The following is a 19,751-nucleotide window of genomic DNA, read 5'->3' as shown; positions in this document are numbered from 1 at the left end:
CTCATCACGCTCGCGAGCCGGGCTCCTCCGGTGCCGCCGGGGGCTCGGCCGGAGTCGGTGCGATCGGACGGAAGAGGACGGCCCGGGCCACGGGCGGGGCGAACAGGGCGCTGACGGGGGCGGAGAGGGTGAGTACGGCGCGGAAGGCGCTCCCCACGACGGGGTCGCCGGGCGCCCGCTCCTGGACCCGGCGCAGGTACCAGCCGGCGATCCGGTCCGCGGGCCCGCCGTCGAGTGCGGTGCCGACCGCGCCCGGCATCTTGCGGTCGGCGCCGGCGGAGATGTCCCACGCCTGCCGGGACGCGGCGAGGAGCGCCTGTTGTACGCGCCGTGTCGTGGGTGTCCGGCGCGGGTCGGCCAGGGCGTCGCGCAGGGCGGCCGCGCTCATGGCGGCCACGGCCATGCCCTGGCCGTAGATCGGGTTGAAGGTGCACAGGGCGTCACCGGTGGCGAGGAAGCCGGCCGGACGGCCGGGCAGGTCGTGGCGGCGGCGTACGTTTGCGGTCCGCCGGAAGCCGAACGCCGGGGAGAGGGGTTCGGCTTCCTCCAGCCACCGGTCCAGGAGCGGATGCGACAGCCTCTTGGTGTACGTCACGAACTCGTCGTCGCCCGTGGGCGGTTCGTCGCCGCGCAGCCCCGAGACGATCACCAGGTGGGTGCCGTCCTCCAGCGGCAGCGCACCGCCCCCGTGGACCTGGTCGGGCCCGGGATAGACGTAGTAGCCGAGGGTCTCGCCGTCGAGGACACCCCTCGGGCCGCGGTAGACGCGGGAGGCGTAGGCGAGTCCGGTGTCGATGGTCTCCTCGTGCGGGGCCTCCGCGCCGATCGCCGTGAGCCACTGCGGGGCCTTGGTGCCGCTGCCGGAGGCGTCCACGACCAGATCGGCCTCCAGGGGCCGCGGCTGCGCGTCGGGCTCGCCGGAGCGCTCACGCAGCCGTACTCCCCGCACGCGTGCGGCGTCACCGAGGAGCCCGACGACATCGGTGCCGTCGACCACGCTGATCACCGGGTCGGCGAGGACCCGCCGCCGTACCAGCTCCTCGAGTTGCGCGCGGGACCCCGTGTAGATGTGCGTGGTGGCCGGCACCCGGCGGAACCAGCGGCCGTTCTGCCACATCACCATGTCGGACGGCATGCCCACCCTGGGGGCGCCCGCTTCCCGCAACTCGGCCAGGAAGCCGGGAAGCAGCGACTCCAGGGCCCTCTGTCCGCCCTTCAGCAGGACGTGCGGATGCCGGCCCTGCGGCACGCCGGGACGGGGCTTCGGGCCGTCCGGGAAGCGATCGCGCTCGACGACGGTCACCCGGTCGGCGTGCCCGGCCAGGGCGTGCGCCGCGAGGAGCCCCGCGAGGCTGCCGCCCACGACGACCGCATGCCGTTCGCCCCGACCGCCGCCTCCAACCCAACGGCTTTCCTGTCCGGCAGAGTTCACCGATCCGCCCCCTTGGTCGCCACGTCGTGAGAAGCCACAAGTATCCCGTCCCGCAAAGCGGGTTGACCGCTTTCCGGCCTTGTGGACGTCGCGTCCCTCTTCTGCCGCCGACGCTCGGACCTTACGTTGAGGAGCAGAAGATGCATGTTCGGCAGGACCACGTCACTCAGGGGGAAGGTGGTCACCATGTGGGGCAGGATCCGCAAGTCCGGCGCCAGATTCGTCAACGCCATGCGCACCGAGGAGCAGACCGGCCGGGAGGCGCGCACGCACAACCTGTTCGAGGCCGCCGCCGCGTACGTGTCGGCGTGCGCGGAGGACGACCAGGACCGGATCGAGGAGACCGCGGCCTGGGTGTCGCCGGAAGCGCTGTCGTTCGGGGTCAACGAACTCGCGTGCCGGGCCGTCATCGCCCTCGCCAGGGAACGCGACGAGTCGCCGGGCGCGGTGGCCCGGGCGCTTCTTGGACTGCCGGCGGCCTGATCGGCCGCCGGCGGGTGGTCGATTCGCCCCGTCCAGGCGGAAAACAGCAGCTCCGGGTGTTCTCGCCAGTCGTGACAAGCGCCTTCCCCGCGCACTAGGGTGCGCGCCGTTGGACTTACCGATGGGGAGGCTGGGATGGCCGGGACGGACGAGGACGCCGTCGCCGCCGCGGACGACGCGCTCTACGTGCTGACGGCGGCGCTGCTGACGCCGGCGAAGTTCCCGAGCGTGCTGGGCGACGACTATCCGGAGGCCTGCGCGGCGCTCGGTCTGGCACCGCTGGCCGACGGGTACGGCCTGGTGATCGGCCAGGACGGCAGCGGCGCGCGGTGGACGGTCGTCGTCGACGACGTCTCCCTGGTCGCCGTGGCGATCGCGTCCTGGGACTGCGGCATGGAGTACGACCTGTCGCCCGAGGAGCACACCGTGGTGGCCGCGCTGCCCGGCTGGCCCCTCCCGGTCGCCGTCGCCGCGCCCGGTGTTCCGGCGCCGCACGACCCGGACCCCGAGGCCACCGGCGGCCCCACGCTGGCGCCGCCGGACACCACCACCTGGGGGTCGGCCCAGCGGCGCCTCGGTGCCGACGAGATCGCGCTCCAGTGGGCGACCTGGCGTGACCAGATCGACGACTCGGCCTTCTCGAACCGGAACGGCGGCTCGGCGGATCAGAGACAGGCCGGGGAGGAGCAGGCCAAGGACGAGAAGGCCGCGGACGGCACAACCGCGGACCAGGACACGTCGAACGGCGCAGCCTCGCGCAAGGACGCCTCGGACGCCGGCTCCTCGAACAGCTCGGCGGCGGGTGCCAACGCGTCCGGCGAAGCCGGGAAGGCCGCACCCAAGGGTCACAGCGGCGTCCGGCGTGTGCTCGCGGAGGCCCGCGCCTACATCGAGTCGCCGCCGCCCCTCGGGCGCGTCCGGTCCTCGTTCGCGTCGGGCGACTCCCGGACGCTGCGTGCCGACGGCCCCGGGTGGTCGCTGGTGGCCAGGACCGACGACATCGCGTTCGTGCTCCTCGACGACGAGCCCGGCGAGGTCCTGCCGGTGGGCCGGGGCCCGGAACTGCCGGGACTGCTGGAAGCGCTCGACAAGATGGCCGTACGCCCCAGCTGAACCACCGCTCCGCACCGGCCGGGCCCGTCGCGCTCCCGGCCGGTGCGCTCGGTCAGCGGCCGAGTTCCTTGCGGGTGACACGGCGCAGCCTGCGCCGCTGGGAGGGGTCCAGGGTGAGGTATGCGGCGGCCGGGACTCCCAGGACGATCAGGAGTGCGGCCCACCAGGGCAGCCAGATCAGCAGGAGCAGCCCGACCGCCACACCCCCTGCGGCGATCTTCGCGTTCTTCGACATGTGCGTCGCCTCCTTCGCGGCCGTTGCCGCTCTCTGTCCAGAAAAACGGGTCCGCGCTTCCACCAGTTCCGCTCCACGACCCTGAGACATCCCTGAGACCACCCCCTGAGACGTCCCGGAGACGTGCCCCCCCCTCATGGTCCCCCGCGGCGACTCCTGAGGACCCCGGGCGACGCCTAGTGGTCTGCCCTCAGCGGCTCACCCACGTCGTGCATGTGGCTCAGCGCCTGCCGGTAGGAGTCCACGAGGCCGGTCTCGGTGTAGGGGATGCCCAGATCCCGGCAGTGCGCGCGCACGAGCGGTTGTGCGAGGCGCAGATGGGGCCGGGGCATGCTGGGGAAGAGGTGGTGTTCCACCTGGTAGTTGAGACCGCCGAGGAACCAGTCGGTGACGGCACCGCCACGGATGTTCCGGGAGGTGAGCACCTGCCGGCGCAGATGGCCCCAGGACTCGCCGTGCGGGTCCGGCATCTCCATGCCCTTGTGGTTCGGCGCGAAGGACATCCCGAGGTGGAGTCCGAACAGCGCCTGGTGGATCGCCGCGAAGGCGAGGGCCTTGCCGGGGGACATGGTGGTCAGCAGCAGCGTGGCGTAGGCGGCGACATGGCTCACCAGCAGGGTGCCTTCGACGGCGCGTTCCCCAGGCGCCTGGCGGCGCAGGTCCTTGAAGCCCTGGATCTTCAGGGCGGCGCCCTCGAGGAGGGTCAGGGGGAAGAAGAGCCAGGCCTGGTGGCGGGTGAGCCAACGCCTGAAACCCGTCCGTCCCTTCGCCTGCTCCCCGGTGAAGACGAGGACGTCCGCGGCGACGTCGGGGTCCTTGTCGATGTGGTTGGGGTTGGCGTGGTGGCGGTTGTGCTTGTGGTTCCACCACGAGTAGCTCATACCCAGGAGCAGGTTGCCGTGGACGAGGCCGATGGCCCGGCCGGTCGCCTTGTCGCCGGTGATCTGGGCGTGGCCCGCGTCGTGGCCGATGAAGGCGGTGCGCGCACAGAAGACGGCGAGGAGCGGGGCCAGCAACAGGGTTCGCCAGGAGTCGCCGGACAGCGCGACGGCTGTGACGATGCCGGCCAGGGCGAGTGCGTTGACGGTGATCGTGCGGGCGTACCAGCCATGGCGGCGCTCCAGGAGACCCCTGCTCTTCACGTCGCGCAGGAGTGGCGCGAACTCGCTTCCGCCGGGCGGGGAGCCGGACGTACCGCGCGGATGGGGTACGACAGTTGCGGTGCTCTGCGGCATGTCCGGACTCCGGCTCTCTCAGGAAAACGTTCTGACCTGAGAAAACGTACGAACCGGTGACCTGTGACGACCATCCGACAACCCCCCGTGCACCTACGGGGGGCAGCACCGGGGGCAGAGGGGGGTTGACAACACCCCGGCGCCGAGGTGAGCCAGAACACTCGTCGATGGCGCTCGGAGGCTCGGAGGTGATGTACCCTCGACGACTCCGACGAAGTAGTCAAGTTTGAGGAGTCCCGCGATCTCTGCCCAGAGGTTCCCCGCGGCATCACCGTCCGAGATCTCCGAACTCACCTCCTGTTGTGCCGTGTTCCTTCCCGGAGACCCGGCGCGCACGGGCGCCGTGGCCTTCTGGCGGCCCGACGGCGCCTCCCTGCCCGCCGTGGCGGCGGGCAGGGTCGAGGAACTGGCTCTTGTGGTGCCCGGCAGCGAGGGTGCGGAGCTGGTGGACCTGCCCGCGCTCCTGCTGCCGGTCCGCGCCGCCCTGCCCGTTCTCACGCGTGCGCGTGCCTCCGCACAGGGACATCGGGCGACCCGGTTCTGGGGTGCCGCGGCCGTACTCGCCCTCCAGTGCGTGGCGCGCGGGCTGCTGCTGCCCGGCCTGTCCCCCACCGACCATGACGCCTGGCGCATGGGCCCCTTGGGCACGGCGGACGTCGAGAGGGTCCGCCGGCTCGCGGCCGCGATGCCTCCCGAGGCGCACGCCGTACCTCTGAGCGGCGCCGAGCCGCTGCGGCTGCCCGACCCCGAACACCTGCTGCGCGCCTTCCTGGACGCGGTCGCGGACACCCTGCCCCGCTCCCCCGCGGCAGCTCTCGTGACCGGCGGACCGGCCTACGCGGCTCAGGAACCGCAGCACATGCCCGAGCAGCGCGGGTGGGCGGCGGATGTCGCTGCGGGCCATGACGCGGGCGTCCGCCTCTCGTTGCGGATCGAGGTCCGGGGCCTGGTCACCGGGATCGAAGCCCACAGTCCGGGCACCGGTGGGGCGCCCTCCTTCCGGGCCGTCCTCCAGGTGCACAGCGTGAGTGATCCGACGGTCGTCGCCGACGCCGCCGACGTGTGGGCGGGCACCGCCGCCTTCGGTTCACGCGCGCGGATGGACGTCCTCCTCGCGCTGCGCCGGGCGGCGCGCGCCTGGCCGCCGCTCACTCCGCTGCTCTCGGCCCCGGTCCCGGACGCCGCGGAGCTCGCCGACGAGGAGGTCACCGACCTCCTGGGCGGAGGCGCCCGGGCTCTCGCCGACATCGGGGTCGAGGTGCACTGGCCCAGGGAGTTGGCCAGAAACCTCACCACGCGCGCGACGGTCGGTCCGCCGGACGGCGACCGGGTCGGCTCGGGCGCTCCCTCGTTCCTGTCCGCCGACGCCCTGCTCGCGTTCGACTGGTGGTTCGCGCTGGGCGACCGGCAGCTCACGCGCGAGGAGCTGGACCGGCTCGCCGAGTCGAACCGCCCTGTCGTGCGGCTGCGCGACCAGTGGGTGCTGGTCGACCCGCACGAGGTGCGCCGTGCGCGCGCCCGGCAGGACCACAAGGTGACGCCCGTCGACGCCCTGCGCGCCGCGCTGACGGGCTCCGCCGAGATCGACGGCCGCAGGGTCGACGTAGAGCCCACCGGATGGCTGGAGGCCCTCAGGGACCGGCTCGCGGACCCGGAGGGCCAGGAGCCGGTCCCACAACCGGCCGCGCTCGCCGCCACGCTGCGCGACTACCAGCGCCGGGGCCTGAACTGGCTGGCCCGCATGACGTCCTCGGGGCTCGGCTGCTGTCTCGCCGACGACATGGGGCTCGGCAAGACGATCACCTTGATCGCGCTGCATCTGCACCGGCAGACCGACAGCGCGTCCGCCGGCCCCACTCTCGTGGTGTGCCCGACGTCCCTGATGGGCAACTGGCAGCGCGAGATCGAGAGATTCGCCCCGGGTACGGCCGTGCGCCGCTTCCACGGCCCGCGGCGCGACCTCGACGGCCTGACCGACGGGGAGTTCGTGCTGACCACGTACGGCACCATGCGGCTGGACGCGCCCCGACTCGCCGACGTGGCCTGGGGCATGGTCGTGGCGGACGAGGCGCAGCACGTGAAGAACCCGTACTCGGCGACCGCCCGGGAGCTGCGCTCGATCGGCGCACGCGCACGCGTGGCGCTCACCGGCACGCCGGTGGAGAACAACCTGTCCGAGCTGTGGGCGATCCTCGACTGGACGACTCCGGGTCTGCTGGGCCGGCTCGGCACGTTCCGCGACCGGTACGCGCAGGCCGTCGAGAGTGGCCGGGACCCTGCGGCCGCGGAGCGGCTGGCCCGGTTGGTGCGGCCCTTCCTGCTGCGCCGCCGAAAGTCGGATCCGGGCATCGCCCCGGAGTTGCCGCCGAAGACCGAGACCGACCGTGCCGTGTCGCTCACCCCGGAACAGGTCGGCCTGTACGAGGCCGTGGTCCGGGAGACGCTCGCGGAGATCTCCGCGGCGGACAGCATGGTGCGGCGCGGGCTGATCGTGAAGCTCCTGACGGGCCTCAAGCAGATCTGCAACCACCCGGCGCAGTTCCTCAAGGAGGAGCGGCCCACCATCGCGGGCCGCTCCGGGAAGCTGGAGCTGCTGGACGAGCTCCTGGACACGATCCTCGCCGAAGGGGCGAGCGTGCTGGTGTTCACGCAGTACGTGCGCATGGCCCGCCTGATCGAGCGCCATCTGGCGGCGCGCGGTCTGCCCTCGCAGTTCCTGCACGGCGGGACGCCGGTCGCCGAGCGCGAGGCGATGGTGGGGCGGTTCCAGGAGGGTGTGGTGCCCGTGTTCCTGCTGTCGTTGAAGGCGGCGGGCACCGGCCTGAACCTCACTCGGGCCGAGCACGTCGTGCACTACGACCGCTGGTGGAACCCGGCCGTCGAGGCACAGGCCACCGACCGCGCGTACCGCATCGGACAGACCCGTCCCGTGCAGGTGCACCGGTTGATCGCCGAGGGGACGATCGAGGACCGTATCGCCGACATGCTGCACCGCAAAAGGGAGTTGGCGGACGCGGTGCTCGGTTCGGGCGAGGCGGCCCTGACCGAGCTGACCGACGCCGAACTGGCCGATCTGGTCGAACTCCGAGGGGGTGCACGATGACGGGACACGACACCGACACGGAGCGCACGTTCGCGCCACTGCCGCCCGCGCAGGGGCGAGGGTTCGCGCAGACGTGGTGGGGCCTGGCCTGGTTGCGGGCTCTGGAGGACGCAGCGCTGGACTCGGCGCAGGTGAAGACGGGCCGCCGGCTCGCGCGCGCGGGTGCGGTGGGCGCGGTGTCGGTGCGCGCGGGACGCATCACGGCCGTCGTCCTGGACCGTGACCGCACCCCGCACCGTGCCGACGTCCTGCTGGCAGAGCTGTCGGCCGAACAGTGGGACCGTTTCCTCGACCTCACCGTCGAACGATCCGGGCACCTCGCGGCGCTGCTGGACCGCGAGATGCCACCGCACCTGGTGGAGGACGCGGCGAGCGCCGGCATCGAACTGCTGCCGGGCCTGGGCGATCTGGAACCGACGTGCGATTGCGGCGCCTGGGACCACTGCGGGCACACGGCGGCCCTCTGCTACCAGATGGCCCGCCTGCTGGACCAGGACCCGTTCGTCCTGCTGCTGATGCGCGGCCGCGGCGAACAGAGCCTCCTGGACGCCCTCCAGGCACGAACCGCCGCTCCCGTGGAGGAGGACTCCGGCCCGGAGGGCGTGGACGCCGCCGAGGCCTACGCGGCCGGCGACATCCTGCCGCCGCTGCCCACGCCGACGGAGCCGCCCCTGGAGCCCGGCCTTCCGGCCGTGCTGGACACCGAGGCCCCGCCGGAACCGGGAGTGGACCCGGTCGCCGTCCGCCATCTGGCCGCGCGCACCGCCGTAGAAGCACATCGGCTGCTCACCGAGGCCCTCCGGCCGCACTCGGACCGGTCCGCGGCGCTCAGCGGACTGACAGCAGCTCAGGACGCGGTGCGTCTCGCGGTCGACGCGCCCGACCGAGCCGTGACAGAGCGGCTGGCCGCGGGATCGGGGCGCGATCCGGAATCCCTGGCGGTCGCCACGCGCGCGTGGGAGCTCGGTGGCGCGGCCGCGCTGGCCGTACTGGAGGAGGAGTGGGCGCCCGACGAGGGAGGTGACGTGCACGCACGCGCGCGTGCCGCCCTGCACTCGGCCTGGGACGAGGACGAGCGGCCGTCCCTGCGGGCGACCGGCAACCGGTGGACCGTCACGGGCGCGCCCGTCCAGATACGCCTGGGACGCGACGGCCGCTGGTGGCCGTACCGGCGGGAACAGGAACGCTGGGTGCCCGCGGGCCCGCCCGCCCTGGATCCGGCGACGGCTCTGGCCTCGACGGAGTCCGCCTCAGCCGAACCTCAGAGGTAGCCGGGTCAGCCCCCTCAGGAGCGTGCTGCTGCGCCAGGTCAGGCTGTCCGGGTCGGTCGCGAAGGCGAGGGCGGGCCGGTGGCGCAGCAGCAGGCTCAGGGCGACGGACGTCTCCGCGCGGGCCAGTGGGGCTCCCAGGCAGTGGTGCAGACCGTGGCCGAAGCCGAGGTGCCCGCGCGCGGGACGCCGTAGGTCGAAGCGGTCGGGCTCGGGGAAGCGGAGCGGATCGCGGGAGGCCGCGGCGAGCGAGACCAGCACGGAGTCGCCCGCCTCGATCGAGGTGCCGCCGAGGTCGAGCGGCTCGGTGGCGAAGCGGAACGCCGTGGAATGCACGGGTGAGTTGAAGCGCAGGGACTCCTCGACGGCGATGTCGGTCAGGTCCGGTTCGGCGCTGAGCAGGGCGAGTTGGTCCGGATGGGCGAGCAGGGCGTGAACGGTTCCGGAGATCAGGTCCACCGTGGTCTCGTGGCCCGCGACGAGGATCAGGAAGGCCATGCCGAGGAGTTCCTCGGGGGTGATCTCGGGGTTCGCCACCAGGTCGTCGATCAGACCTTCCGGCCGTTCGCGTCCAGGGGCGGTCAGACCGGCGAGGTACTCGGTAAGGGAACCCGCGGCGATGGTCGCGGTCTCGGGCGAGGTGGGCACGACCAGTTCGTGGGACCAGGCGTGGAACTCCGCGCGGTCCGCCGTCGGCACGCCCAGAAGATCGCAGATCACGGTGACAGGCAGGGGGAGCGCGTACCGGGCGACCAGGTCCGCGGTTCCCCGCTCCGGCAGCGCGTCGAGGAGTTCGAGCGCCACGGCTTCGATTCTCGGGCGCAGGGCGGCGACGCTCCCGGCCGTGAAGCGGGTCGCCACCAGCCGACGTAGGCGGGTGTGCCGGGGAGGGTCGGTCTGGAGCATGTTGCGGCCGACGGCGTGTCCGCCGTCGCTCTCCCAGGAAGCGGAATGGCGGATGTCGTTGCACAGTCGGGGGTCGGTCAGCGCGGCCCGGGCGACGTCATGGGCGACGACCAGCCAGCTGTCTCCGCTCCCGGGGACGTGAACCCGGTGCACGGGCCCTTCGGCTCGCAGCGCGGCGTAGACGGGGTACGGGTCGGAGGCCAGGTCGTGGCCGTCCGGGGCCAGTTCCTCCAGGGTGGGTACGGGCATGGCGGTTCCTTCCGGTCGCGATCCTGTGGGCAGCGCCCCGGCCGCTGTCACTCGGCACTCCATACCGCGGGCAACGACGCCGCGAGCCCCGTGCCCTGGGCGTGCCCGGCTCGGGCGGCCGGCGGGCGGCGTGCCTCTGAGGTCATGTTGCGTCCCATGGCGCGGCGCGCGGTGCGGTCCGGGGTCACGAGGGTGACGTGGGCGCCTTCGGCGGTGAGCTCGGCCGCTTGCCGCGCGGCGTCGGGATGAGGGCCCACGGCGGCGGGGATCGGGGCGATGGCCAGCACGTGGTGATGGCCGCGCGCGAGGTGGATGTTGGCCGTGGACCGGCTGCCGCCGTCCATCCAACGGCGCCCGGCCACGGTGACGGGGGGCCAGACCACGGGAACCGCGCAGCTCGCGGCGACGGCCTCCCGGAGCGTGACCCCTGAATCGGCGTCAAAGGCCGTCAGTGCCCCTGTAAGGGCGTCGACAGCAGTGATCCGCAGCATGTGGTCGGGCCAGCCCTCGACGCCCCGCAGCAGCGGATCCAGCGCGGCGTACACGTCGGACTCGGGGCCCGTACGGGCCTTAAGGGCCGCTCGTCCGAGACGCCGCACGGAACGCTCCGGGTCACGGCCGCCCAGCGCGGCCCACAGGAAGCGGAGCGTCTGGCCGAGCGTCACATCGAGGTCCACGGAGTCGGCCCCCGCCAGTTGACGTTCGTACAGCTCTCGCGCGGGTTCACCGGCGAGCAGCCGCGCACCGAAGATCGCACCTGCCGAGGTGCCGATCACGACGTCCGCTCGGGCCGGATCGACACCGGCGTCGCGCAGGCCGGCGAGGACTCCTGTCATCCAGGCTCCGCCGACGCGGGCGCCACCACCGAGAACGAGCGCTGTACTGCCCATGCTCCACCCCTGCCCTCAAAGCGGGGACCAGTCCCCGTTTCACCGTCGAACGATAGCATCGCGACCGGGGAGCACTCCCCGGTACCGCGGGAAGGGCGCCCATGACGAACGAGGCAATGGCACCGGCTCGACGGCGCGATGCGCGTCGCAATCGGGAGTTGCTGGTCCAGGCCGCGCACGAGGTGTTCACGGAGCAGGGGCTCGAGGCACCCCTGGACGTGATCGCCCGGCGGGCCAAGGTGGGGAACGCCACGCTCTACCGGCATTTCCCCACCCGCGCGGAGCTGGTCGACGCGGTCTTCCGTGAGCAGCTGGCGGGCACCATGACCGCGGGCGAGCTGGCCCGGGCCGCCACGGACGCCTGGGAGGGGCTCGTCGGCTACCTGGGAGCCGTGTTCGCCGTCCTGGCCACCGATCGCGGCACCAACGACCTGATGACCACGCGTCTCGAGGGCGTCGGCTCATTGGAGGCCGTGCACGCCCACAACCGGGCGACCATCGACCTGCTGCTGGACCGTGGCCGTGAGCAGGGCAGCATTCGCGCGGACGTCACGACGGAGGACGTCCTCTTCGCACTCGCCGCGCTGGGGCGAGCCGTCCCGGCTCTGGCCGGCGCCGTCGCCCCGGACGCGTGGCGCCGCCCTCTGGCCCTGCTCCTCGACAGCCTGAGGGCCTCGCCCGCCGTCGAGCCCCTGCCCTCCCCCGCGCTCACGGCGGAGCAGCTCGGCGATGTCCTCCAAGGTCTGGGTCCTCACCGGCCACCCCGCACGTCCCCCGAGTGAGAAACAGGCGCACACGCGTGTGCCGCGGCGTTCAGGCGGACACGCGTGCGGCGCCGTGTGTTCACTGTTCGGCCGTCACCCCAGCGACGGGAGGAACGACTCCAGATCGCTCGGGAACTCACTGGGGAGTTCACTCGGGAACTGCGACGGAAGCTCGCTGGGCAGTTCACTGGGGAACTGCGTGGGCAGGCTGAACGGCGGCTTGGGAGAGGGGCTCGTGCTGGTCTGCGGGGCCGGCGTCCCGTCCTTGTCCGGCGAGTCGTCACTGCCCGAGGCCATGAAGATCACGGCCACCACCGCGACGGCGGCCACGATCACGGCGAGCAGGGCGAACAGAGGGCTGCGGCGGCGTCGGGGGCCGCCGGGCCCGCGTCCACCCGGGGCCTCGCGGACGGGCGGTATCGGCTGGGTCGGGGGCAGGCCCCCGTACGGGTTCGGGTCGCCGCGCCCGAAGTCGTCAGGAGGTGGTCCGAAGCCACCGCCCGGAGGCGGTGTGTCACCCGGCGGTCCGGGTGGCTGGGGCGGTACCGGCGGCATGGCCATACCGTCCAGAGTCGCCGCGAACCGGTCATGGGGCGACCCCCGCGCGGGAGTTGATACGGCCTCATGCCGTGGATCGCATGATTCCGGAACATTCCGCGCGGGGGCCGCCCCCCACTACGCGCGCGTGCGCCCTGACCTGTCGGACCGTGCGCGTGCGCTCGGGCCGTCAGCACGCATGTGTGCCGACGGCTCGAGGCCGCTCATGACCGACCGCCCGCGCGCGTGGGCCTCGTTCAGCCGCGGGCACCCAGGAGGTGGTCCATGGCAAGCTGGTCGAGCTGCTCGAAGGCCATGCCGCGCGCGGCGGCCGCCTCCACGTCGAAGTCCTCGAAGGCGCTGCGGTCTGCGAGCAGCGCCTTGAGGCCGTCCGCCGCCGTCTGCTGCGCCAGCTCGTCCAGACGCGCGGCGCGCAGCGCCTCCTGGACCTGCGGGTCGGCACGGAAGGCCGTGGCACGCTCCTTGAGGATCAGGTAGTTGCGCATGCAGCCCGCGGCCGACGCCCACACGCCGTCGAGGTCCTCGGTGCGCGGCGGCTTGAAGTCGAAGTGCTTCGGACCGGCGTAACCGGCGCTCTCCAGGAGGTCGACGAGCCAGAAGGCGGCACGCAGGTCACCGGCGCCGAAGCGCAGGTCCTGGTCGTACTTGATGCCGGACTGGCCGTTGAGGTCGATGTGGAAGAGCTTGCCCGCCCACAGGGCCTGCGCGATGCCGTGCGGGAAGTTCAGCCCGGCCATCTGCTCGTGGCCGACCTCGGGGTTCACGCCGTACAGCTCGGGGCGCTCCAGGCGCTCGATGAACGCGAGGGCGTGGCCGACCGTGGGCAGCAGGATGTCGCCGCGCGGCTCGTTCGGCTTGGGCTCGATCGCGAACTTCAGGTCGTAGCCCTGCTCGGTCACGTACTCGCCGAGGAGGTCGAAGGCCTCCTTCATACGGTCGAGAGCGACACGCACGTCCTTGGCGGCGCCGGACTCGGCACCCTCGCGGCCGCCCCAGGCGACGTAGGTCTCGGCGCCGAGCTCGACCGCGAGGTCGATGTTGCGGATGGTCTTGCGCAGGGCGTAACGGCGTACGTCGCGGTCGTTGGCGGTGAACGCGCCGTCCTTGAAGACCGGGTGCGTGAAGAGGTTGGTGGTCGCCATCGGCACCTTCATGCCGGTGGCGTCCAGGGCCTCACGGAAGCGCTTGATGTGGCCCTCGCGCTCGCTGTCCGAGGACCCGAAGGGGATCAGGTCGTCGTCGTGGAAGGTCACGCCGTGGGCGCCGAGCTCGGCCAGGCGCTGCACCGTCTCGACCGGGTCGAGGGCACGGCGGGTGGCGTCGCCGAACGGGTCCCTTCCCTGCCAGCCGACGGTCCACAGGCCGAAGGTGAACCTGTCCTCGGGGGTGGGCTGGTAGTTCATGACGCGGCTCCTTGCTGCTCCGGACTATTTCGTCATGGCGGTTTACAAATTAGTATGCACACACGTCTCCGGGAAGAGACAAGGTGTCTTCCGGGGAGACATCAGCCGCATGAAGATCATGAGCCGCGCAAAAAGGGAGAGCCCGATGTCAGCAGCCGAGGGTCCGCTCGTCGTCGGCGTGGACACGTCCACCCAGTCCACCAAGGCGCTGGTGGTCGACGCGGCCACCGGCCAGGTCGTCGCGCGCGGCCAGGCACCGCACACCGTGTCCTCCGGGGCCGGCCGCGAGAGCGACCCCCGCCAGTGGTGGGACGCGCTGTCCGAGGCCCTGCGCCAGTGCGGGGACGCCGCACGGGAGGCCGCCGCGGTGTCGATCGGTGGCCAGCAGCACGGCCTGGTCACCCTGGACGAGCGGGGCGAGCCGGTGCGCCCGGCCATGCTCTGGAACGACGTGCGCTCGGCGCCTCAGGCCCGCCGCCTCATCGAGGAGCTGGGCGGCCCGAAGGCATGGGCGGAGCGGACGGGAAGCGTGCCGGGCGCCTCCTTCACGGTCACGAAGTGGGCCTGGCTCGCCGAGCACGAGCCGGAGGCCCTGCGCGCCACGAAGGCGGTCCGGCTGCCCCACGACTACCTCACCGAACGCCTCACCGGTGAGGGCACCACCGACCGCGGCGACGCCTCGGGAACCGGCTGGTGGGCATCGGTGACGGAGTCGTACGACAGCGAGATCCTCGCCCATGTGGGCCTCGACCCCGCCCTGCTCCCCCGCGTGGTCCGGCCCGGCGAGGTCGCCGGTACCGTCCGCGACGGCCATGACCTGCCGTTCTCCAAGGGCACCCTGGTCGCCCCCGGCACCGGTGACAACGCGGCCGCCGCCCTTGGCCTCGGGCTGCGTCCCGGGACGCCGGTGATGAGCCTCGGCACCTCGGGCACGGTCTACGCCGTGTCCAAGCGCCGCCCCGCCGACCCGACCGGCACGGTGGCGGGCTTCGCCGACGCGCACGGCGACTGGCTGCCGCTGGCCTGCACCCTGAACTGCACGCTCGCCGTGGACCGCGTCGCCGCGCTGCTGAACCTGGACCGCGAGGCCGTGGAGCCGGTCTCGGGGGTCACCCTGCTGCCCTACCTGGACGGCGAACGCACCCCGAACCTGCCGAACGCCTCCGGGCTGCTGCACGGCCTGCGCCACGACACCACCGGCGGACAGCTCCTCCAGGCCGCCTACGACGGTGCCGTGCAGGCGCTGCTCGGGGCACTGGACCTGGTGCTCGACACGGACGCCGACCGTTCCGCGCCGCTGCTGCTGATCGGCGGCGGCGCCCAGGGCACCGCCTGGCAGCAGACCGTACGACGGCTCTCGGGGCGTCCGGTGCAGGTGCCCGAGGCCAAGGAACTGGTCGCGCTCGGCGCCGCCGCGCAGGCCGCGGGGCTGCTGACCGGCGAGGACCCGGGCGCGGTCGCCCGGCGCTGGAACACGACCGCCGGGCCGGTGCTGGAGGCCGTGGAGCGGGACGACGAGACGCTGGCCAGGATCGCCGGGGTACTCTCCGACGCGGCGCCGCTGCTGGAGCGGGGGACCTCTGAGAAGTGAGGGAGGCATGACCGCACCGCTGCACGACGCCCGATCGGCCGGCCCGGGGCGCGGCCCGCACGACGCCCACCCGGCGGGGACCCGCCGCGGCCTGCCCGACACCCAGCAGGGCATGCGACGCCGCAACCTGGCCCGCGTCATGCACGCCGTCAGCGCCGAGGGGCCGCTGTCGCGTGCCGCGGTCGCCTCGCGCATCGGACTGACCCGGGCCGCGGTGTCGACCCTCGTCGACGAGCTAATCCGGTCGGGGCTCCTGGAGGAACTGGGCCCCGAGCGCCCCGGTCGGGTCGGCAGGCCGGGCTCCGCGCTCGCCGTCAGCGGACGGGGGCCCGCCGGTATAGGCGCGGAGATCGGCGTGGATCACCTCGCGGTCTGCGCGGTCGACCTGCGCGGCCAGACCCGCGCGCGGGTGGTGCGGTACGGCGCGAACCGGGGCCGCGCGCCCGAGCCGGTGCTCGCGGAACTCACCGCCCTGGTGCGCCAGGTGGTGGCGGAGGCGGAGAGCGAGGGCCTGTGGCCCGCGGGGCTCGCGGTGGCGGTGCCCGGCCTGGTGGCGCGTGACGCCCGGACCGTCGTCCGCGCCCCGAACCTCGACTGGCACGACACCGACCTGGGCGCCCTGCTGCCCGAGGACTTCCCGCTGACCGTGGGCAACGAGGCCAACTTCGGCGCGCTGGCCGAACTCTGGCTCGGCGACGACACGCCCCACGACTTCCTGCACGTCTCGGCGGAGATCGGCATCGGCGCTGCCCTCGTGGTGGACGGCCAACTGCTGCGCGGCACCCGCGGTTTCGCGGGCGAGCTGGGCCATGTGCCGGTCCGCCCGGACGGTCCCCGCTGTCCGTGCGGCGGCCGGGGCTGTCTGGAGCAGTACGCCGGTGAGGAGGCGGTGCTGCGAGCGGCCGGCCTCGAACCCGGCGAGGACCGGGTCGGGCTGCTCGCGCAGCACGCGGCGGACGGCGACGAGGCCGTACGAGGCGCCCTGCGCGAGGCGGGAGAGGCGCTCGGCATCGCGCTGACCGGTGCGGTCAACCTGCTGGACCCCCAGGGCGTGGTGCTCGGCGGTGCGCTGGCGGGGCTCGCGCCCTGGCTGCTGCCCTCGCTGCGGGACGAGCTGGCCCGGCGCACCGCCGGTCCGGCCTGTCCGGTGTCGGTGTCGCGACTGGGTTCGCAGGGGCCGCTGCTGGGGGCCGCGCACTCGGTGGTGCGGGCGGTTCTGGACGACCCGTCGGTTGTGGGCGAACGGGCCTGACGGACCGTCATTTCACCCCATCGGGTGAGGGAGTTATCCACAACTCCAAGGTTCTCCACGGAAACAACAAGCGCTCTTCTGCCCGATCGGCACCCGCCGTACCGTGATCTACGCGAGGCACCCAGCGACTTCGTCACCTGATCGTGCTGATACGACACCGCCCGCGTCCACCTCGACGAACCGACCGGATCGGAGCCCTGCAGCGATGAGCGACCCCCGCATCCTGACCGTACGTCCCGAACCGGGCGAGTACGCCTGGACGTTCGGCGGTGCCCCACCGGTGGCCCGCATCAAGCCCGGCACCGTCCTCGACCTCTACACGGAGGACTGCTTCGCGGGGCGGGTGCGGTCCGAGAAGGACCTGGTGTCCGAGGTGTGCGAGTTCCCCTTCCTGAACCCGCAGACCGGTCCCTTCCACATCGAGGGCGCGGAGCCGGGCGACACCGTCGCCGTGCACTTCGTGTCGGTGGAACCGGCGCGGGACTGGGCCGCGTCCACCACGGTCCCCCTGTTCGGCGCGCTCACCTCCACACACACCACCGCCACGCTCCAGCCCCCGCTGCCGGAGACCGTGTGGATCTGGCAGCTGGACCGCGCCCGGCGCACGGCGATGTTCCGGGCGCACGACAGCGACATCGAGATCGAGCTGCCCATGGACCCGATGCACGGCACCGTGGGGGTGGCTCCCGCCAACCTGGAGGTGCGCTCGGCGCTGGTGCCCGACGCGCACGGCGGGAACATGGACACCCCGGAGATGCGCGCCGGCGTCACCTGCTACCTCGGGGTCAACGTGGAGGGCGCCCGGCTCAGCCTCGGTGACGGTCATGCCCGGCAGGGCGAGGGAGAGACCTGCGGGGTCGCCGTCGAGTGCGCGATGAACACCGTGGTGATCGTGGAGCTGCTCAAAGGGCTCGCCACGCCCTGGCCGCGCATCGAGTCGGACACGCACATCATCTCGACCGGCTCGGCCCGCCCACTGGAGGACGCGTTCCGGATATCGCAGCTCGACCTGGTGCAGTGGCTGGTCCGCGACTACGGATTCAGCGAGCTGGACGCGTACCAGTTCGCGACCCAGGCCGTGGAGTCGCCGCTCGCCAACGTCTGCGACACCAACTACACGTGTGTGGCGAAGATCCGCAAGGAATGGCTGCCCCCGCGCGAGACTCACCGCGGAGTGCACGACCGGCTCCGTGAGACCGCGGCGGCCCTGCGGGGCGGAACGCCGCCGACCTGAGAGGCACTTGATCCTTGGAACGCGCACGACCGCTGTTCGACCGACGGCGGCTGCTGAAGGGCGCCGTCCTCGCCGCCGTACCGTACTCGCTGCTTCCCGAGACGCCGGCCGGGGCCGTACCCCAGCCCGTCGACCACCCGTTCGCCGAGTGGCAGCCCGCGACCAGCTCCAACTACACGTACTCGGACCGCCCCGCGTCCTACGACATCGACCGGGTCGTCATCCATGTCACCCAGGAGACCTTCACCGACACCCTCGACATCTTCCGGAACCCGGCGAAGCAGGTGTCCGCGCACTATGTCGTCCGGTCGGCCGACGGTCATGTCGCCCAGTGCGTCCGGGAGGCCGACGTGGCCTGGCACGCCGGGAACTGGGGGTACAACACCCGCAGCGTCGGCATCGAGCACGAGGGGTGGGTGGACCGGCCCGCCTACTTCACCGACGCCCTGTACGCGCAGTCCGCGGTGCTCACCGCGGACATCTGCGTGAGATACGGCATCCCCAGGGACCGTGCGCACATCATCGGGCACTACGAGGTGCCGGGTTCGGACCACACCGACCCTGGACCGTACTGGGACTGGACGCGCTACATGAGGATGGTGGAAGCCGTGTGAGGAGGCGTCGTCCGGGTGACGGCGGTCGAAGAGGTTGTCGGGGCGGGCACCCGGAGTGACGATGTTCCCAGCCGCATCGCGTTCCGGGGAGGCCGAGTTGTCCGATCCATGGGTGGCCCTGGAGGCGGGGGCCGACCCTGCCGAGCGTGTCCGGATGCTGCTGCGGGCGCACGAGACGTTCACCGAGGCGGGTACGGTGCAGCGGCCGGTGCGGCCGGTGGTGGCGGACTCGTGGCGGCGTTCCGCGCGGGCGGGGGTCGGGCCCGACGGGACGGCGAGCGTCGAACTCAGCGACGGCGACCTCGGCGCGTACCGGGCCGAGCATCCGCTGGCGCGGGTCATGCCGCTGTTCCGTGAGCTGATGGGGACGTTCGCCTCCGACGGGGAGCATCTGCTCGCGGTGTGCGACGAGCACGGCAGGCTGCTGTGGGTCGAGGGACACGCGTCGACCCGGCGGCAGGCGGGCCTGATGAACTTCGTGCCGGGGGCGCGATGGTCGGAGACCGCGGTCGGGACGAACGCGCCGGGCACCGCGGTGGCGGTGGACCGGCCGGTGCAGGTGTTCGCGGCGGAGCACTTCATCCGCCGGGTGCAGCCGTGGACCTGCGCGGCGGCGCCGGTCCACGATCCGCGGACCGGTCGGGTGCTGGGGGCCGTGGACATCACCGGTGGGAACGGGCTGGCGCATCCGCACAGTCTGGGATTCGTCCAGGCGGTGGCGCGGGCCGCCGAGTCCCAGCTGGCGCTGCTGCTCCCGCGGGAGACGGCCACCGACACGCCCGAACTGAGCGCGCTGGGCCGGGACGAGGCGGTGTTCGCGAGCGCCGGCCGCAGGATCCGGCTGAGCCGGCGGCACAGCGAGATCCTGGTGCTGCTGTCCCGGCACCCGGAGGGGCTGAGCGGCGACGAACTGCTGTGCGCGCTGTACGAGGACGAGTCGGTGACCCCGGTGACGCTGCGGGCCGAACTGGCAAGGCTCCGCCGGGTGCTGGGGCCGGGGCTGCTGGCGTCGCGGCCGTACCGGTTGACCGTGCCCGTCGAGTCGGACGTGGCGGTGGTGGAGCGGCGGCTGGAGAGCGGGGCGGTGACGGGGGCGGCCCGGGGGTACACCGGTCCGCTGCTGCCGGCCTCGCGCGCTCCTGCGGTGGCACGGCTCAGGCGCCGGATCGCCGACGGGCTGCGCACGGCGTTGATCGCCCGCCGGGACCCCGACCTGCTGGCGGACTGGGCGCACGCGCCGTGGGGTGAGGACGACCTCGACGTGTGGCGGGCGCTCGCCGCCGTACGGCCCACGGCGAGCGTCCGGGCCCGGCTGGCCGCGCTGGAGTCGGAGCTGGCCGCGCCGAGGGCAACGTGGTTGCAACGTCCGCGCTCCTAGCCTCACGCGCAGAGCCGCCCAACGGCGGGCGGCGCTGCTGAAG

General features: G+C 72.9%; 17 protein-coding genes. 10 read left to right on the top strand and 7 right to left on the bottom strand.

Annotated features, from left to right (window positions below; all coding sequences use genetic code 11):
* Positions 1–4 precede the first annotated feature (4 nt).
* Positions 5–1,363, bottom strand: a complete 1,359-nt coding sequence (locus OHN19_RS37845; RefSeq protein ID WP_330268509.1) for an NAD(P)/FAD-dependent oxidoreductase — start codon at positions 1,361–1,363, stop codon at positions 5–7.
* Between the two features lie 255 nt (positions 1,364–1,618).
* Here OHN19_RS37845 and OHN19_RS37840 point away from each other — a divergent pair, with 255 nt between their 5' ends.
* The gene (locus tag OHN19_RS37840; RefSeq protein WP_330269798.1) at positions 1,619–1,915 is read left to right on the top strand and encodes a hypothetical protein; all 297 of its coding nucleotides are present in this window, start codon (positions 1,619–1,621) and stop codon (positions 1,913–1,915) included.
* Between the two features lie 135 nt (positions 1,916–2,050).
* Complete coding sequence (locus tag OHN19_RS37835; RefSeq protein WP_330268508.1) at positions 2,051–3,028, top strand: hypothetical protein; 978 nt, start codon at positions 2,051–2,053, stop codon at positions 3,026–3,028.
* A gap of 52 nt (positions 3,029–3,080) precedes the next feature.
* Here the strand turns inward: OHN19_RS37835 and OHN19_RS37830 are convergent, their stop codons facing one another.
* The gene (locus OHN19_RS37830; protein ID WP_020137233.1) at positions 3,081–3,263 is read right to left on the bottom strand and encodes a hypothetical protein; all 183 of its coding nucleotides are present in this window, start codon (positions 3,261–3,263) and stop codon (positions 3,081–3,083) included.
* Between the two features lie 176 nt (positions 3,264–3,439).
* Positions 3,440–4,498: an acyl-CoA desaturase gene (locus OHN19_RS37825; protein WP_330268507.1), complete on the bottom strand. Its 1,059-nt coding sequence runs from the start codon at positions 4,496–4,498 to the stop codon at positions 3,440–3,442.
* Positions 4,499–4,805: 307 nt separating this feature from the next.
* On the opposite strand from OHN19_RS37825, the gene OHN19_RS37820 reads away from it, so the two are divergent.
* Entirely contained in the window at positions 4,806–7,601 is a 2,796-nt protein-coding gene (locus OHN19_RS37820; RefSeq protein WP_419249556.1) for an SNF2-related protein, read from the top strand.
* Entirely contained in the window at positions 7,598–8,872 is a 1,275-nt protein-coding gene (locus OHN19_RS37815; protein WP_330268506.1) for an SWF or SNF family helicase, read from the top strand. The genes OHN19_RS37820 and OHN19_RS37815 overlap by 4 nt, the downstream gene beginning before the upstream one ends.
* On the opposite strand, the gene OHN19_RS37810 is transcribed toward OHN19_RS37815, so the two are convergent.
* Together OHN19_RS37810 and OHN19_RS37805 are read right to left on the bottom strand one after the other, a co-directional pair.
* Positions 8,852–10,024 (bottom strand): cytochrome P450, encoded by a 1,173-nt coding sequence (locus OHN19_RS37810; protein WP_330268505.1) that lies wholly within the window; start codon positions 10,022–10,024, stop codon positions 8,852–8,854. The two genes, OHN19_RS37815 and OHN19_RS37810, sit on opposite strands and share 21 nt — an antisense overlap.
* Before the next feature lie 47 nt (positions 10,025–10,071).
* Entirely contained in the window at positions 10,072–10,914 is an 843-nt protein-coding gene (locus tag OHN19_RS37805) for a patatin-like phospholipase family protein (RefSeq protein WP_330268504.1), read from the bottom strand.
* A 101-nt stretch (positions 10,915–11,015) separates the two neighbouring features.
* Here OHN19_RS37805 and OHN19_RS37800 point away from each other — a divergent pair, with 101 nt between their 5' ends.
* Positions 11,016–11,696, top strand: a complete 681-nt coding sequence (locus OHN19_RS37800) for a helix-turn-helix domain-containing protein (RefSeq protein WP_330268503.1) — start codon at positions 11,016–11,018, stop codon at positions 11,694–11,696.
* Between the two features lie 75 nt (positions 11,697–11,771).
* Here OHN19_RS37800 and OHN19_RS37795 read toward each other — a convergent pair whose 3' ends face one another.
* Positions 11,772–12,239, bottom strand: coding sequence for a hypothetical protein (locus tag OHN19_RS37795; protein ID WP_330268502.1), 468 nt, complete (start codon positions 12,237–12,239; stop codon positions 11,772–11,774).
* A gap of 233 nt (positions 12,240–12,472) precedes the next feature.
* A complete protein-coding gene (gene xylA / locus OHN19_RS37790; protein ID WP_330268501.1) occupies positions 12,473–13,639 on the bottom strand; it encodes a xylose isomerase in 1,167 nt (388 codons plus the stop codon).
* A gap of 145 nt (positions 13,640–13,784) precedes the next feature.
* Between xylA and xylB the strand changes: the two genes are divergently transcribed.
* From xylB to OHN19_RS37765, 5 genes are all read left to right on the top strand, one after another.
* Positions 13,785–15,230 (top strand): xylulokinase, encoded by a 1,446-nt coding sequence (gene xylB, locus OHN19_RS37785; RefSeq protein ID WP_330268500.1) that lies wholly within the window; start codon positions 13,785–13,787, stop codon positions 15,228–15,230.
* A gap of 7 nt (positions 15,231–15,237) precedes the next feature.
* The gene (locus OHN19_RS37780; RefSeq protein WP_330268499.1) at positions 15,238–16,482 is read left to right on the top strand and encodes an ROK family transcriptional regulator; all 1,245 of its coding nucleotides are present in this window, start codon (positions 15,238–15,240) and stop codon (positions 16,480–16,482) included.
* 205 nt (positions 16,483–16,687) lie between these two features.
* Entirely contained in the window at positions 16,688–17,716 is a 1,029-nt protein-coding gene (locus OHN19_RS37775) for an acetamidase/formamidase family protein (RefSeq protein ID WP_330268498.1), read from the top strand.
* Positions 17,717–17,730: 14 nt separating this feature from the next.
* Positions 17,731–18,330 carry an N-acetylmuramoyl-L-alanine amidase gene (locus OHN19_RS37770; RefSeq protein WP_330268497.1) on the top strand — a complete coding sequence of 200 codons (600 nt, stop codon included), beginning with the start codon at positions 17,731–17,733 and terminating at the stop codon, positions 18,328–18,330.
* Positions 18,331–18,427: 97 nt separating this feature from the next.
* On the top strand, positions 18,428–19,708 hold the full coding sequence (locus OHN19_RS37765; protein WP_330268496.1) for a GAF domain-containing protein: 1,281 nt from the start codon (positions 18,428–18,430) through the stop codon (positions 19,706–19,708).
* Positions 19,709–19,751 lie beyond the last annotated feature (43 nt).

This window comes from Streptomyces griseorubiginosus, assembly GCF_036345115.1.
Taxonomy (GTDB): Bacteria; Actinomycetota; Actinomycetes; order Streptomycetales; family Streptomycetaceae; genus Streptomyces; species Streptomyces griseorubiginosus_C.
Note: the sequence above shows the minus strand (reverse complement) of the source record. Positions and strands in the feature narration are given on the sequence as shown.

Coding starts and splice junctions, on each gene's coding strand:
- OHN19_RS37830 (WP_020137233.1), bottom strand. CDS start 3,263: ATGTCGAAGAACGCGAAGATCGCCGCAGGGGGTGTGGCGGTCGGGCTG.
- OHN19_RS37800 (WP_330268503.1), top strand. CDS start 11,016: ATGACGAACGAGGCAATGGCACCGGCTCGACGGCGCGATGCGCGTCGC.
- OHN19_RS37840 (WP_330269798.1), top strand. CDS start 1,619: ATGTGGGGCAGGATCCGCAAGTCCGGCGCCAGATTCGTCAACGCCATG.
- OHN19_RS37795 (WP_330268502.1), bottom strand. CDS start 12,239: ATGGCCATGCCGCCGGTACCGCCCCAGCCACCCGGACCGCCGGGTGAC.
- xylB (WP_330268500.1), top strand. CDS start 13,785: ATGTCAGCAGCCGAGGGTCCGCTCGTCGTCGGCGTGGACACGTCCACC.
- xylA (WP_330268501.1), bottom strand. CDS start 13,639: ATGAACTACCAGCCCACCCCCGAGGACAGGTTCACCTTCGGCCTGTGG.
- OHN19_RS37810 (WP_330268505.1), bottom strand. CDS start 10,024: ATGCCCGTACCCACCCTGGAGGAACTGGCCCCGGACGGCCACGACCTG.
- OHN19_RS37775 (WP_330268498.1), top strand. CDS start 16,688: ATGAGCGACCCCCGCATCCTGACCGTACGTCCCGAACCGGGCGAGTAC.
- OHN19_RS37815 (WP_330268506.1), top strand. CDS start 7,598: ATGACGGGACACGACACCGACACGGAGCGCACGTTCGCGCCACTGCCG.
- OHN19_RS37835 (WP_330268508.1), top strand. CDS start 2,051: ATGGCCGGGACGGACGAGGACGCCGTCGCCGCCGCGGACGACGCGCTC.
- OHN19_RS37825 (WP_330268507.1), bottom strand. CDS start 4,498: ATGCCGCAGAGCACCGCAACTGTCGTACCCCATCCGCGCGGTACGTCC.
- OHN19_RS37805 (WP_330268504.1), bottom strand. CDS start 10,914: ATGGGCAGTACAGCGCTCGTTCTCGGTGGTGGCGCCCGCGTCGGCGGA.
- OHN19_RS37780 (WP_330268499.1), top strand. CDS start 15,238: ATGACCGCACCGCTGCACGACGCCCGATCGGCCGGCCCGGGGCGCGGC.